The organism is Prochlorococcus marinus CUG1433 (assembly GCA_017644425.1).
Lineage (GTDB): Bacteria > Cyanobacteriota > Cyanobacteriia > PCC-6307 > Cyanobiaceae > Prochlorococcus_A > Prochlorococcus_A marinus_U.
In genome coordinates, this window is sequence record JAEPLN010000002.1 from 1 (window position 1) to 12,967 (window position 12,967).

Annotated in this window: 16 protein-coding genes and 1 tRNA gene; 10 read left to right on the forward strand and 7 right to left on the reverse strand. The window is 29.5% G+C overall.

Translation table 11 applies throughout. The annotated features are described in order from the left end of the window. Positions 1-239: 239 nt before the first annotated feature. The gene (locus JJ842_08865; GenBank protein MBO6972022.1) at positions 240-398 is read left to right on the forward strand and encodes a hypothetical protein; all 159 of its coding nucleotides are present in this window, start codon (positions 240-242) and stop codon (positions 396-398) included. Positions 399-738: 340 nt separating this feature from the next. Here JJ842_08865 and JJ842_08870 read toward each other — a convergent pair whose 3' ends face one another. Further along, the gene (locus tag JJ842_08870) at positions 739-846 is read right to left on the reverse strand and encodes a high light inducible protein (GenBank protein MBO6972023.1); all 108 of its coding nucleotides are present in this window, start codon (positions 844-846) and stop codon (positions 739-741) included. A gap of 486 nt (positions 847-1,332) precedes the next feature. After that, a tRNA-Lys gene (locus tag JJ842_08875) sits at positions 1,333-1,404 on the reverse strand. Positions 1,405-1,580: 176 nt separating this feature from the next. Here JJ842_08875 and JJ842_08880 point away from each other — a divergent pair. The 4 genes from JJ842_08880 to JJ842_08895 are packed head-to-tail and all read left to right on the forward strand — an operon-like array spanning position 1,581 to position 5,202. Beyond that, on the forward strand, positions 1,581-1,697 hold the full coding sequence (locus JJ842_08880; GenBank protein MBO6972024.1) for a photosystem II protein Y: 117 nt from the start codon (positions 1,581-1,583) through the stop codon (positions 1,695-1,697). A 6-nt stretch (positions 1,698-1,703) separates the two neighbouring features. Further along, positions 1,704-3,113, forward strand: coding sequence for a methylenetetrahydrofolate--tRNA-(uracil(54)-C(5))-methyltransferase (FADH(2)-oxidizing) TrmFO (trmFO, locus tag JJ842_08885; protein ID MBO6972025.1), 1,410 nt, complete (start codon positions 1,704-1,706; stop codon positions 3,111-3,113). 23 nt (positions 3,114-3,136) lie between these two features. Continuing rightward, a complete protein-coding gene (gene crtH / locus JJ842_08890; protein MBO6972026.1) occupies positions 3,137-4,681 on the forward strand; it encodes a carotene isomerase in 1,545 nt (514 codons plus the stop codon). A gap of 14 nt (positions 4,682-4,695) precedes the next feature. Beyond that, positions 4,696-5,202: a hypothetical protein gene (locus tag JJ842_08895; protein MBO6972027.1), complete on the forward strand. Its 507-nt coding sequence runs from the start codon at positions 4,696-4,698 to the stop codon at positions 5,200-5,202. Here the strand turns inward: JJ842_08895 and JJ842_08900 are convergent. After that, positions 5,199-5,936: a response regulator transcription factor gene (locus tag JJ842_08900; protein MBO6972028.1), complete on the reverse strand. Its 738-nt coding sequence runs from the start codon at positions 5,934-5,936 to the stop codon at positions 5,199-5,201. The two genes, JJ842_08895 and JJ842_08900, sit on opposite strands and share 4 nt — an antisense overlap. Before the next feature lie 87 nt (positions 5,937-6,023). Between JJ842_08900 and JJ842_08905 the strand changes: the two genes are divergently transcribed. Continuing rightward, entirely contained in the window at positions 6,024-6,293 is a 270-nt protein-coding gene (locus JJ842_08905) for a hypothetical protein (protein ID MBO6972029.1), read from the forward strand. A 48-nt stretch (positions 6,294-6,341) separates the two neighbouring features. Here the strand turns inward: JJ842_08905 and grxD are convergent, their stop codons facing one another. Genes grxD through JJ842_08925 form a run of 4 tightly spaced genes read right to left on the reverse strand, consistent with a single transcriptional unit; the run spans position 6,342 to position 8,082 of the window. Then, on the reverse strand, positions 6,342-6,665 hold the full coding sequence (gene grxD / locus JJ842_08910) for a Grx4 family monothiol glutaredoxin (protein MBO6972030.1): 324 nt from the start codon (positions 6,663-6,665) through the stop codon (positions 6,342-6,344). A 3-nt stretch (positions 6,666-6,668) separates the two neighbouring features. Next, entirely contained in the window at positions 6,669-6,899 is a 231-nt protein-coding gene (locus tag JJ842_08915) for a BolA family transcriptional regulator (protein MBO6972031.1), read from the reverse strand. 7 nt (positions 6,900-6,906) lie between these two features. Continuing rightward, entirely contained in the window at positions 6,907-7,425 is a 519-nt protein-coding gene (locus JJ842_08920; GenBank protein MBO6972032.1) for a hypothetical protein, read from the reverse strand. 42 nt (positions 7,426-7,467) lie between these two features. Then, positions 7,468-8,082 carry a 1-acyl-sn-glycerol-3-phosphate acyltransferase gene (locus tag JJ842_08925; GenBank protein ID MBO6972033.1) on the reverse strand — a complete coding sequence of 205 codons (615 nt, stop codon included), beginning with the start codon at positions 8,080-8,082 and terminating at the stop codon, positions 7,468-7,470. Positions 8,083-8,241: 159 nt separating this feature from the next. Between JJ842_08925 and JJ842_08930 the strand changes: the two genes are divergently transcribed. From JJ842_08930 to JJ842_08945, 4 genes are read left to right on the forward strand one after another with little or no spacing between them, the layout of a single operon-like run. Next, positions 8,242-8,958 (forward strand): pyridoxine 5'-phosphate synthase, encoded by a 717-nt coding sequence (locus JJ842_08930; GenBank protein ID MBO6972034.1) that lies wholly within the window; start codon positions 8,242-8,244, stop codon positions 8,956-8,958. Positions 8,959-8,966: 8 nt separating this feature from the next. Next, complete coding sequence (locus tag JJ842_08935; protein MBO6972035.1) at positions 8,967-9,284, forward strand: DUF2488 family protein; 318 nt, start codon at positions 8,967-8,969, stop codon at positions 9,282-9,284. A 17-nt stretch (positions 9,285-9,301) separates the two neighbouring features. After that, positions 9,302-12,484, forward strand: coding sequence for an exodeoxyribonuclease V subunit gamma (locus tag JJ842_08940; GenBank protein ID MBO6972036.1), 3,183 nt, complete (start codon positions 9,302-9,304; stop codon positions 12,482-12,484). Positions 12,485-12,487: 3 nt separating this feature from the next. Beyond that, on the forward strand, positions 12,488-12,961 hold the full coding sequence (locus JJ842_08945) for an isoprenylcysteine carboxylmethyltransferase family protein (protein ID MBO6972037.1): 474 nt from the start codon (positions 12,488-12,490) through the stop codon (positions 12,959-12,961). Positions 12,962-12,967 lie beyond the last annotated feature (6 nt).

The window sequence follows — 12,967 nt, forward strand, 5'->3', positions numbered from 1 at the left end:
TGGAACTCCAGATCAAACTGGTGTAATGGTTAAAACATCATTCAGCTTCTAAATTAAAATCTAATTTAGAAATCTTACACACATCAAAAAGACCTGCAAATGCAGGTCTTTTTTTTGACTTATTTTAAAAAATATCTAATTTTTTTAATATTAGTTCGTATTAATAAACGGTCAAATTACATAAATAAGATATTCTAATAACATGTTTAATAAATCTTTTAATTAATTCAATATAAATAATGTCTCCAATATTTAAATGTCTTATTTGTCGTAAAGATATAGAAAGATCAACAAAAACATTTTGGATAAAAAAAGGACATTTGCTATGTTCAACATGTCTAGATAATATTGATAAAAATAATTTTAGTAATAAACATATTCCAAAAAAATCTAATTAATAAAAAACCCCCAAATTGGGGGCTGTAAAATTATAGATTTGATAATTAATAAAAAAAGTTTAGGCCTGATTAGCTAACTTGCTTTCATTTAAATTCAAAACCATAATAACCGATTATGATAATTAGGATTAGTAATTAAAGTAATTACCTAATAATTTCATTCATTAGATAATTATTGTAATTATTATCTGTGTTGGCCTGTGAAATTAACTGATATTAACTCTTAAAAATTGATAAATGTAATATTTTAAAGAGTTAATAATTAATTGTAAATTGTAGTGGAAGTTAAATATTTTATATATTTAGGAGCACTACTTTCAATTTAATTTCTAGTTAAATCTTAAAACCAACCAGGAATAATCTGTCCAGTGGTTACATAAGCACCGACAGCTGCAACAAAACCTAACATTGCTGCCCAACCATTAAAACGTTCTGCTTCAGGAGTCATAATAAAAAAAAGAAATTTATGTTAACTATTGTAACAGGCTTTGTGAAGCTTTGTAAAGTATTTTTGAGTTTTTCTGGAATAAAATGTTTCGTTTGTTTTAGGCAGATTTTATTTGCGACAAAAATGCTTCATTTGTGCTCATCAAATTGATTACTGATTATTTTTAATGTTTGAAATATATTCTGAATTTATTGATTTTGATAAGTTATTTTAGGTTTAATACTACAACTTCTTTATTCGGTTCCCTCCATAATTGAAAATTAAATATGATTGATGGACTTTGTTTCAATCAAATTAAATTACTATTTACCATTAAAATATTTGGACTGTTTTTTAGTGTTTATAGAGTCCTTGTTGTGGTACTAATTAATCCTTTGCATTCTAGGAAAAAGCTTTGATACCTTTATATGAACATTATTAGGAGAAAACCTGAAAAGTTAAGTACTTTTTATGATTTACGAAAAAGTGACTCAATATTAAGAAATGTGGGTCGCCTGAGATTCGAACTCAGGACCAGCCGGTTAAAAGCCGGATGCTCTACCGCTGAGCTAGCGACCCATTATGTAAAATCGAGTACATATGAAATTATCCCTTTTTAAGGTAAAAAAAACAACTCCTTATCTCAAGTTGAACAATAGAAATACAATTCTTAACTTATGAGATAAAAAATTAAAAATTCTCTCCATATTCACAGTTGAAAGGTAAAATATTCTTTATACAACAGAATTTTTAAAATGCTTAGAACAATTGTAGTTTTCGCACCAATTATTGCTGCACTAGCTTGGGTGATCTTCAATATTCAAAAACCAGCAAGAGAGCAATTTAATAGAGACTTTTTGGGTAAGGATTAATTTAATTTGATTGAAAGACAAGTAACTGTAATAGGAGCAGGTCTTGCAGGGTCGGAAGCTGCTTGGCAGATAGCTAATTCAGGTATACAAGTCAAATTAGTTGAAATGAGACCTCAAACTTCAACTCCAGCTCACCATTCTAGTGATTTTGGGGAACTTGTATGTAGTAATAGTTTTGGATCACTGAGCCCAGACAGGGCAGCTGGCTTATTACAAGAAGAATTAAGAACTTTCCGCTCTTTGATAATACAAACTGCAGATAAATTTGCTGTCCCTGCTGGAGGTGCTTTAGCTGTCGATAGGTCCAAATTTAGTAATTCTTTAACTGAGACTTTATCTGAGCATCCTTTAGTTGAAATCAAAAGATTAGAACAACTAGACCTTCCTAATAGAGACGACATAACAATACTCGCTACTGGTCCATTAACTTCAAATGAACTGGCCAGTAAAATCCAATGTTTTACAGGTATTGATACTTGTCATTTTTTTGATGCAGCGAGCCCAATTATATATGGTGACTCTATCGATAAAGAAATAGTCTTTAAAGCAAGTAGATACGATAAAGGCGATCCAGCTTATCTGAATTGCCCTATGGATAAGAATGAATACACAAAATTTAGGAATGAATTAATTTCAGGACAGCAAGCAGACTTAAAGGACTTTGATAAAGAATCTGCAAATTTCTTTGAAGCTTGTTTGCCAATAGAAGAAATTGCGAGAAGAGGTCTTGACACCATGAGATACGGCCCTTTGAAATCTATTGGGTTGTGGAATCCAAAATGGGGAGATTTATTTGATAGAGAAAATAGATTGAAAAATCGGCCTCATGCAATTGTCCAACTAAGGATGGAAGATCTAAAAGGGAAATTACTTAATATGGTGGGTTTTCAGACAAATCTTAAATGGTCAGAACAAAAAAGAATTTTCAGAATGATTCCAGGCCTGGAAAAAGCTGAGTTTGTTCGTTTTGGAGTAATGCATAGAAATACTTTTTTAGAATCTCCCAAATTACTTCTTCCTACACTTCAATTTGAGAAAAGAGAAACTCTTTTAGCTGCCGGTCAGATAACAGGAACGGAAGGGTATGCGGCCGCAGCAGCAGGCGGCCTGCTTGCAGGAATAAATGCATCCTTATTGGCTAAGGGTAAAAAGCCAGTAACCTTCCCTGATGAATCGATGATTGGCTCTTTAATAAATTTCATCAGTAATAGAAACCAAATATTGTCTAATCGAAAAAATAAATTTCAGCCAATGCCTGCTTCATTTGGGTTGGTGCCTGAATTAACTGTAAGGATAAAAGATAAAAGATCAAGATATAAAGCATATCAAAAGAGATCATTAGAAGCTTTAAATGGGTTTAAAAAAATATTAGATTCTTGCTCTGAAAATGATCACTTACTTGTCAAAATTAACTAAAATAAAAATCAAAATATCTAAAAATGAAATCTAATAAAGGAAATTTCGACGCAATTATCATTGGCTCTGGAATAGGAGGGTTAGTGACAGCATCACAATTAGCTGCTAAGGGAGCTAAAGTTTTAGTCCTTGAGAAATATATTATCCCTGGAGGAAGTGGCGGCTCTTTCCGTAGAAATGGTTATACATTTGACGTTGGCGCCTCAATGATTTTTGGATTTGGAGATTCAGGATATACCAATTTATTAACTCGTGCTTTAAAAGATGTAAATGAAAAGTGCGAAACTATTCCTGATCCGGTACAACTGGAATATCACCTTCCAAATAACTTTAGTATTTCTGTAGATAAAAATTATGATCAGTTTATAAAAAAATTATCAGCAATTTTCCCAAAAGAAAAAGTGGGTATCAAAAAATTTTATGATACCTGTGCAAGTGTTTTTAAATGTTTAGATTCAATGCCTCTATTATCAATAGAGGATCCAAGTTATCTTTTTAAAGTTTTCTTTAAATCTCCATTATCTTGCTTAGGTTTAGCAAGATGGTTACCTGTAAATGCTGGAGATGTCGCAAGAAAGTTTATTAAGGATCCAATGCTCTTAAAATTTATCGATATCGAATGCTTTTGTTGGTCAGTAATGCCTGCTCTCAAAACTCCTATGATTAATGCTGGAATGGTATTTACTGATAGGCATGCTGGCGGTATAAATTATCCAAAAGGTGGGGTAGGAACCATAGCAGAGAAGTTAGTTTCTGGGATGGAAAAATTAGGTAGTAAAATTCGCTACAAAGCCAATGTTACTGAAATACTTTTAAAGGATGAGAAGGCAGTAGGCGTTAAGCTTTCAAATGGAGAGGAAATTTACTCAAATATCATTGTATCTAATTCCACAAGATGGGACACATTTGGCCTACAAGATAAAGAGAAAGGATTAATTGCGAGTAAAAATGTACCAAAAAGCGAATATAAGTGGTCAGAGACTTATAAACCTTCTCCTTCTTTTGTCTCAATTCACCTTGGGGTAGAAAAAAAGTTGATAAGAAATAACTTTAATTGTCATCATATAATTGTTGAGAATTGGGATGAATTAGAGAGTGAAAAAGGTGTGATTTTTATTTCTATACCTACTTTGCTTGACTCGTCTTTAGCCCCAGAAGGCAAACATATTATCCATGCATTTACTCCCTCATCTATTAATGAATGGGAAGGACTATCAAGGAAAGAATATCTTCAGAAGAAAGAAGAATATTTTTCATTTCTTGTGGAAAAGATTTCAAATCTTTTGCCTAATCTAGATCAAAACATTGATCACAAAGAAATTGGTACTCCAAAAACTCATAAAAAGTTTCTAGGAAGATATGAAGGTAGTTATGGACCTATTCCTAGTCAAAAGTTACTAGGACTTTTACCAATGCCTTTTAATACTACAAAAATTAAAAACCTTTATTGCGTAGGGGATTCATGCTTCCCAGGTCAAGGCTTAAATGCAGTAGCATTTAGTGGATATGCTTGTGCTCATAAAATAGGTTCAAAATTAAATATAAATAGTTTCAACTTGCCAGATTAAAAGGTTCTTAGTAAATGATAGAAAAGTTTAAAACTCTTTTTTTTGTTAAAAGCTCGTTAATTTCTCTATATTTGGCTCTTACTATCCCCATACCGTTTATTGCCATTGACAAATTAAAAATTCCCTCAATTTCCATATTTGTTATAGGCCTTTATTTAATTATTAATATCACAAGCGATCATGTTGAAACTTGTAATAATAAAATTTCATATAAAACTAGCTTGATTTCTAAAGCCTTAGGGAGAAAAAATTGGGAGATTTCTTGGAAAGATATTAAGTTAATCAAATCTCAACCTACCAGTCAGGGTAGTAAGGTTTATTACTTTAATACTAATAAAGGTGATAATTACCTCATCCCTCAAAGAGTAGAAAATTTTGAAAGATTTTTGTCAATTGTCTCCCAAAATACATGTATTAATGTTAGAGAAATATCTTATATTTCTCCTCTTTGGACCTATAAATTACTTACAGCAATATCTGTTTTAATGGTTATTGGTGAAATTTATGCTTTTGTAATCTAAATATTATCAATACTGAATCGGTAACCTTGTTGCCTAACAGTTGTTATGCCTCCACCTTCTCCTAATCCTGCCTGTTCTAACTTTCTTCTTAATGTCAAGACCTGAGTATCCACAGATCTTGGTCCTCCGCTAAAAGGCGGCCAAGCCATCCTTAGAAGCTCTTGACGGCTTCTAACCATCCCAGGAGGCATCAATAAGGCACAAAGCAGTGCAAACTCTCTTGGGCTTAATTCTACAGGCTTTTCGCTAAGAGTTACTTGTCTTAGTAAAAGATGAACCTCCAGAGGACCAACCTCAACTTTTTCTTGTAATCCTATTCTTCCTCTTTTAAGAAGTGTTCTACATCTCGCTGCTAACTCTTCTAATCCAAATGGCTTTCTAAGTACATCATCAGCTCCTTCATCTAGTAGATTAACTAATGCTTCAACTCCTGATCTGGCTGTTAGAACAATAACCGCACAACCTAATTGTTGAGCTAGTCTCATTGCAGTATTCTGCTCAAGAATTTCTGCACTTACTAGAAGATCTGGGGATTGTTCTCTGCATAAGTCGACAGCTTCAGTTGCTGATCCAACAGCCGCTGCAAGATGACCATCTTGACGAAGTCTTTGTACAAGGACAGTTCTTAGTGTGGGGTGAGGTTCAACAACAAGAACTCTTGATGGAGTTTGAGAGCTCGAAGGCAATTGTGAATTGCCGGAAGTTGAAGCTAAGATTTGCTCAGTTGATTGCATCCTTAATTACTATTGGTCCAGGGCAATTTTTAAACATCATTAATAAGGTATAACAAATGCAAAATAAAAATCAGAATCTATCGAATTATGACATCATTTGAAAACCCTAAAGCAATTCGTCATTTTCAATCAATTTGCGATAGTTGCCAAGATTTGGTGACACGTTTTCATACCCCATCTGATCTTAAATTATATAGTGATGGTTATCTCCAAGCCTTAAGGAATTGCAGTAGTTTAGAGCAGAGAGATCAAGAGAAATTAGAAAAATTAATAGAGAGATGGATTTTAGATCCCTCAAGTTTTATTGATCCAGAAGGAGATGAAAATAAAGGTTTTTTTGATAAAAAAAGGATTTAAAATATTAATTTTTATTAACTTTAATAGTATTTATACTTACTAATTGTCTTAAGACGCTAATTCAATTTCTATCTTTTCTTTTAAGGATCCTGAATTATACATTTCGATAAGTATGTCAGATCCCCCAAGAAATTCTCCCTTTAGGTAGACTTGAGGAATTGTTGGCCAATCTGAATATTCTTTGATACCTTCTCTAATTTGAAAATCGCTTAATACATCAAAAGTTCCAAATTCTACACCTAAAGAATTAAGTATTTGAACTACATTATTAGAAAAACCGCATTGAGGCATTAATTTAGTACCTTTCATAAATACCATTACTTGATTGGCGTCAATCAGCTTTTGTATCTTGTCTTTAGTTGAGCTGTCCATAATTTAATTTGGTGTTTCAGTTTTTAATGCAAGTGCATGTATGGCCTCTGAAGCTAATTCTGCCTTTAATGCAGAATAGATTAGCTGATGCTGTTTAACTAATGATAAGCCATTGAATTCAGATGAAATTACAGTTACTTGTAAATGATCATTTCCCTTAATGTTTTCTACTAAAACTTGAGAATTTGGTAATTTTTTAGTGATCAAATTAATAACCTCTTTTTTGGTAATCATAATTTATTTATTGACCCTTGTAAGTTGTTTCTACGAATCCTAATTGTATTAATTTTTTATAAGCTTCTTTACCTTCTGAACTGTTAGGAGACATTATTCTAATATTTTCAACAAGTAAAGGTACTGCTACTTCAGGTTCTTTATTTTTAATATAAAGAGTTGCTAATCTCCCATTTGATTTTGCCAAAATCTTTAGAGTTTTCTTACCCTTACTTTGCATTTCTTTTGGTATCCTTGCATCCACTCCTTTAAAAGATTTATTTAGATCAGAATAAAATCTTGCAATCTGTGTAGCTAAATTTCTCGCATCTAAGTAGGCCTTTTTAGCTTTATCAAAATCACTATTTTCTATCAATCGATCACCTTGTTCTATGTAATATTCCACGTTGGCAATTGAGAGTTTTTTATTATTAATAGCGAGGACTTTATAATCTTTTGGGTTCTCAGGGTTTGCTTGAACTAAATTTTCATAAGTAAAAATTCCAAAAAATATCAATAAAAAAGGGATTAATTTTAAGGATTTCATTTTCTCAATAAATATTAAGTTTTATATTAACTTATGATGGATTCATCTACCGACATTTTTTAAAGCTGTTTTTTCAGCGGTTATCATTTTTTTATATAGATATTGATTAAATTCCTTAATTGTAAATTTCAAATGATCATTAATTATTATAGGTTGTCCAAAGGATAGGCAAAATTTACTCCTGAATTTTGGAGTTACGTTGCTATAAGCAATACCTACAGGAATAATAGTAATAGATTCTGTTTTTTTTGTCGCTAATCTCGCTAGTCTGAACAACCCTTCTTTGAGAACTAATTTTTTCCCATATTTGTTAATTTTTCCTTCAGGGAAAACAACAAGCTGCTCGCCTTTTTCTATAAGATCGATTGCATATCTTAGAGTTGAGAATGATGGTGATAATTGATTTATTGAAAAACATCCAAGTCTTTTTAAAAACCACCCTTGTAATCCTCTCATTTCGGATTTGGTAACCATGAACCTGCAATCTTTTTTGGTTACCCTTCTACCTATTGCCATAGTAAGGACTAAACCGTCCCATCTTGATCTATGGGTTGGGGCCAAAATAATTGAGGATTTCGTTGGAATTGAAAACCCATTATTAATTATTTTCTTCTTACTAAAAAATAATCTCAAAACAATATCCTGGGTAACTAGCATTGCTATAAATGCCAGTATCGGGTTGATTTTATGCCAAATATCTACCGATTTTTTCTTCAAATTAAATTGCTTATATATTAATAATTTAAGTGTTTGTATTTTTTTATTAGCTATTATTGGGCGGTTACTAGATTGTCTAGAAACTAATTTTTTGAAATTATGACTACTTTAGGAGTAAACATTGACCATATTGCAAATGTAAGGCAAGCAAGGAAAACCATTGAGCCTGACCCAGTACAATTTGCTTTTTTAGCTGAATTAGGAGGGGCAGATTCAATAACAGTTCATTTAAGAGAAGATAGAAGACACATACAAGATAGAGATGTATTCCTTTTGAAAGAAACAATAAAAACAAAACTCAATTTAGAAATGGCTGCTACAGAAGAAATGTTAGAAATTTCAAAAAAGCTAATGCCAGATTTCGTTACTCTTGTACCAGAGAAAAGAGAGGAGGTCACTACTGAAGGAGGGTTGGATGTAAAAAATAATGAAAAATATCTTAAGAATTATGTCGCAAGTTTAAAAGATTCAAATATCGAGGTAAGCGCATTTATTGATCCTCTTTCTGAACAGATTAATTATTCTAAAGAAATAGGGTTCGATTTTATAGAATTACATACTGGTAAATATGCTGAACTAACTGGATACAGCCAATATGAAGAGCTTCAAAAGATTATAGAGTCAACACATGAAGCAAATGATCTAGGTCTAGTTGTTAATGCTGGTCATGGACTTAACTATAATAATGTTAAAGAAATTGCATCAATTAACAATATGAACGAGCTAAATATAGGCCATAGTATTGTTGCAAGGGCTTTAGCGGTAGGATTAGAAAAATCTGTTCGTGAAATGAAGTCACTTATCACATCAAATTAAATTTCAATATGACAACATATTTTTTCGTAGCAGCAAGTGAAAAGTTTTTAACAGTTGAAGAACCACTTGACGAGATTTTAAAAGAAAGGGAGAGAAATTATAAAGAAAATAATAAGGAAAAGGATTTTTGGCTTTTAAAAAATCCAACATTTTTGCAAACCTCACAATTTGTCAATCTAAAAGCAAAGATTCCTTCGCCTCCAGCAGTTATTTTATCGACGGATAAAAAATTTATAACTTTTTTAAAGCTGCGTTTAGAGTTTGTTGCTGTTGGGGAATTTGAATTTCCTAATGCAGAAATTACTGATCCATTTAAAGTTGAGTAATATAAATAATCAGTAAATTGCTCAATCTATATAAGTCAAACAAAATTGAAGTTATTAGTGAGCTTCTGGCAGAAGAATTAAAAATATGTCCTCCTCCTATAACTGAGAATTTAGAAATAGCTGTTCCCAATTATTTTTTGGGTATGTGGTTAAATGAACAAATAACTATAAAAAATAAAATAAGTGTTCTTTATGAATTAAAGACAATATCAAGTTATACCGAATCATTATTGACAAATTTTTTTCCAGGAATTGATATGGGTTTATGGAATTTTGAGTCAATTAAATGGGGTATTATCGATTCATTTGAAGAATTAAATAGCTTTAAAGAATCATTTCCGATTAGAAATTGGATTAATAAATATTTGAATAATAAAAAGACAATTGATAGTGATATATATAATTTGACAAAAAAGATTACGAAGAATTTTATTGATTATCTAATTTTTAGACCTGAAATGATTGCTGAATGGAATAGATATGAAATTAATTCACTTAATCTATTTAAGAATCTAAATTCAGATCAGTTTTGGCAACCTATTTTATATAAATTATTAGAGAAAAAGATATCTGCAAAACCCTCTTGTCTATACATGATTGAACTAATAAAGAATTTAAAAAAAATTAAAAACGTTCAAATTAAAGTACCAAATCAAATTTATATTATCTCTGATAATAACTTATCTAAATTACATATAAACTTTTATTCAGAACTTTCAAAATTTACAAAGGTAAATTTATATTTATTGTCTGTAGGAGATGATTTGTGGAATAGAATAAATTGTCTTGAAGGTGATTTGGACTTTGATAATTTTGAAAATAGATTGAATTTAAATAATATAAATATAGAAAAAATATTTGGAAAATTTGGAGCAAACTTTCAGAAATTAGTTGAGGAAAATATTTATAAAGAAGGTATAAATTTAAAAAATAATTTAATATATATTGATCCAACAACTAATTTTTGTGAGAAGAAAGATATTACTCTCCTTAATCAAATACAAAAAAGACTAATTGATAATAATTGCAATGAGTTTATAGTAAATGAAAGGGATGATTCAATATTACTTTGTGAACATTTTAATCAGAATAGTCAATTAGAATATATAAGAAATAAAATTATAGACATAATAAATTCTTGCGAGAATATTAAATATAGTGATATTGCTGTTTTATCTCCAGAGACTAGTAATATTAAACCTTATTTAAAGTATATATTTAATAATGAGTTAATTAATGGTGAAAAGATACCTTATTTTTTTATTGATGAGAAAAATGATGATTATTCATATATATATAAATTTCTAATTGACATTACTGAAATAGCTAAAGAGAAAATTACACTTGAAAAAATAGATTATATTCTCTCGAAAAAAGCAACTCGGAAAATTTTTGATTTTGATATTACTGAGAAGGATGAAATTATTTTGTTACTTAACAAAGTTGGTTTTCATTGGGGATTAGATGCTCATGAAAGATTAGGCGAAGAAAAAAATACTCTAGAGTGGTGTATAAATAGAATTACCTTAGGCTTAATTTATGAAAATGAAGTCGATTTAAGTACTTTTAATTTAAAACCATTTAGTTTGAAAAATATAAGTTTGGATTTGAATAAATGGGTTAAATTCTTTCTTGATTTTAAAAAATATATTAATTTGCTAAGGGGATCTTTTTCTTACTCAAGTTGGGTTGAAAAAATAAAGTTTATATTAAAAAGCATTTCTGATTCTAATGCAAATTTTAATTTAGAAATAAGTGAAATAATTAGAATTCTTGATGAAAAAGCAATACATTTAATCCCTGATGATCTTATTTTGTTAGATGTTTTTAGAGAGATATTAATTTCTTGCATAAATAAAGCTAAATATCAAAGCAAATCACGTATCAACAAGATCCTTGTAAGTGATATTGAGCATTCAAGGCATATTCCACATAAGGTTATCTTCTTGATAGATATGAATAGTGTTTATTATCCAAAATTACTAAAGAATGAAAGTATTAATTTATTAAATAATAAATATCAACTGGGTGATCCATCAGTTTTTGAAAGAGAGAAATATTTATTTCTTGAGTTGTTAATTGCCTGTAGGGATAAATTTATAGTTTCTTGGGTAAAAAATGACAAAAATAATAAAAAATTAGATGTTTCTTTTCCTATAAAAGAGTTAATTTCTTTTTTTGAAACTTTTTTAAACCAAGGTCAAAGAGAACTAATAATTAAAGATTCTGATTTAAATAAAAAAGAAATAATTAGTCTTAATAGTTCTAAGATAATTAAAAGTAATTATTCTTTAGTAGAAGATATAGATTGGGATGAAAAAAAGACAGATATTAAAAATTACAAATTATCAGAACTTATTTATTGGTTCAAGACCCCACAAAAATATTGGCTAAATAAAAAAAATATTTCTCCCAAGGAAATATTTATTCATCATCCAGATGAGGAGCATGTAAGTAATCTACAGAAGTCGCTTCTAATTACAAAAATAATTCAGGAATTAGAAATTGATAATCATAATATTATTGATGATTTAAAAAATTTGGATATTAATGATCAATTATTAGAAAATGGTATTATTATGCCCAAAAATAGTATTTTTATAAAAGAAAAAGAAATAAAAGATTTATTAAAGAGCTTATCTACAAGTTTGAGTCAAGATAGTAAAATTAATAGAATTTATGTTAAGTCAAATGCAAATAAACAAGAATATTTCGTCGCTGATGACACAGTAATTGAATTAATTAATACGAAACTAAGTTTAAGTCGTTTGACAGAGGCTTGGATAAAATCACTCTTCATTTATTCTTTAAAGAATAATATAAAAAAGACTAAGGTAATTTTCAGAACAGAAAATCAATATAAATCGAAAATTATTCAAACCCCCGGATTAAGTGAGTCAAATTTAATTTTGGAGGAATACATAAATATTTTTAAAAATTTTTCTGAAAAATGTTTACCTCTACCTCCAGAAAGTACTTATAAATATGTAGAAGCAAAAATTAAATCAAAAAATGAGAAAAAGGCTTTTACGGATAGATGGATTGGTAATAAGACTTTTTCTAAAGGAGAAAGAGATAATATCGAAATGAAATTATGTTTTGGAAATGAAAAAGAACCAGATTTCTTTTTTGGAAATAATAATTTTGATAAATTATCATTCAGATTATATGCTCCTCTTATTGAAGCATTAAAGAAATAAATAATGACTAAATTTAAATTAAAAATTTTTTCAAAAGCTGCTTATGAACTAATCCTTGTTTTTTTACAGTTCTTTATTATTAGTCTCCATTTTTTTAAATGGGAAATTATTCCACAAACACAAATAATTCAAGTTAGTCCTTTTTTTTATTTAATGGGGTTTTTATTTATAATGATCGCTTTAATAATATTGTTTGTTGCTATTAAAGACTTAGGAAGTAATTTATCTCCCTTCCCAAGGCCTAAAAAAAATATCAATCTTGTTACTACAGGTATTTATCGATTTATGCGTCATCCTATGTACTATTCTTTAATACTTATCTCCTTTGGTGTTTTTATAATAAAGCTATCGATATATTATTTATTTTTAACAATAAGTCTGGGTTTAATAATTAAATTTAAGATCGCTTTAGAAGAGCAATATTTAAATAATAAATTTAAGAAATACTTACTTTATAAAAATGAGGTCAAATATTAATTCAAT

Bases quoted from the DNA above. Each gene is read 5' to 3' on its own strand.
- JJ842_08865 (MBO6972022.1), top strand. From the start codon at position 240: ATGTCTCCAATATTTAAATGTCTTATTTGTCGTAAAGATATAGAAAGA.
- JJ842_08870 (MBO6972023.1), bottom strand. From the start codon at position 846: ATGACTCCTGAAGCAGAACGTTTTAATGGTTGGGCAGCAATGTTAGGT.
- JJ842_08880 (MBO6972024.1), top strand. From the start codon at position 1,581: ATGCTTAGAACAATTGTAGTTTTCGCACCAATTATTGCTGCACTAGCT.
- crtH (MBO6972026.1), top strand. From the start codon at position 3,137: ATGAAATCTAATAAAGGAAATTTCGACGCAATTATCATTGGCTCTGGA.
- JJ842_08895 (MBO6972027.1), top strand. From the start codon at position 4,696: ATGATAGAAAAGTTTAAAACTCTTTTTTTTGTTAAAAGCTCGTTAATT.
- JJ842_08900 (MBO6972028.1), bottom strand. From the start codon at position 5,936: ATGCAATCAACTGAGCAAATCTTAGCTTCAACTTCCGGCAATTCACAA.
- JJ842_08905 (MBO6972029.1), top strand. From the start codon at position 6,024: ATGACATCATTTGAAAACCCTAAAGCAATTCGTCATTTTCAATCAATT.
- grxD (MBO6972030.1), bottom strand. From the start codon at position 6,665: ATGGACAGCTCAACTAAAGACAAGATACAAAAGCTGATTGACGCCAAT.
- JJ842_08915 (MBO6972031.1), bottom strand. From the start codon at position 6,899: ATGATTACCAAAAAAGAGGTTATTAATTTGATCACTAAAAAATTACCA.
- JJ842_08920 (MBO6972032.1), bottom strand. From the start codon at position 7,425: ATGAAATCCTTAAAATTAATCCCTTTTTTATTGATATTTTTTGGAATT.
- JJ842_08925 (MBO6972033.1), bottom strand. From the start codon at position 8,082: ATGCTAGTTACCCAGGATATTGTTTTGAGATTATTTTTTAGTAAGAAG.
- JJ842_08930 (MBO6972034.1), top strand. From the start codon at position 8,242: ATGACTACTTTAGGAGTAAACATTGACCATATTGCAAATGTAAGGCAA.
- JJ842_08935 (MBO6972035.1), top strand. From the start codon at position 8,967: ATGACAACATATTTTTTCGTAGCAGCAAGTGAAAAGTTTTTAACAGTT.
- JJ842_08945 (MBO6972037.1), top strand. From the start codon at position 12,488: ATGACTAAATTTAAATTAAAAATTTTTTCAAAAGCTGCTTATGAACTA.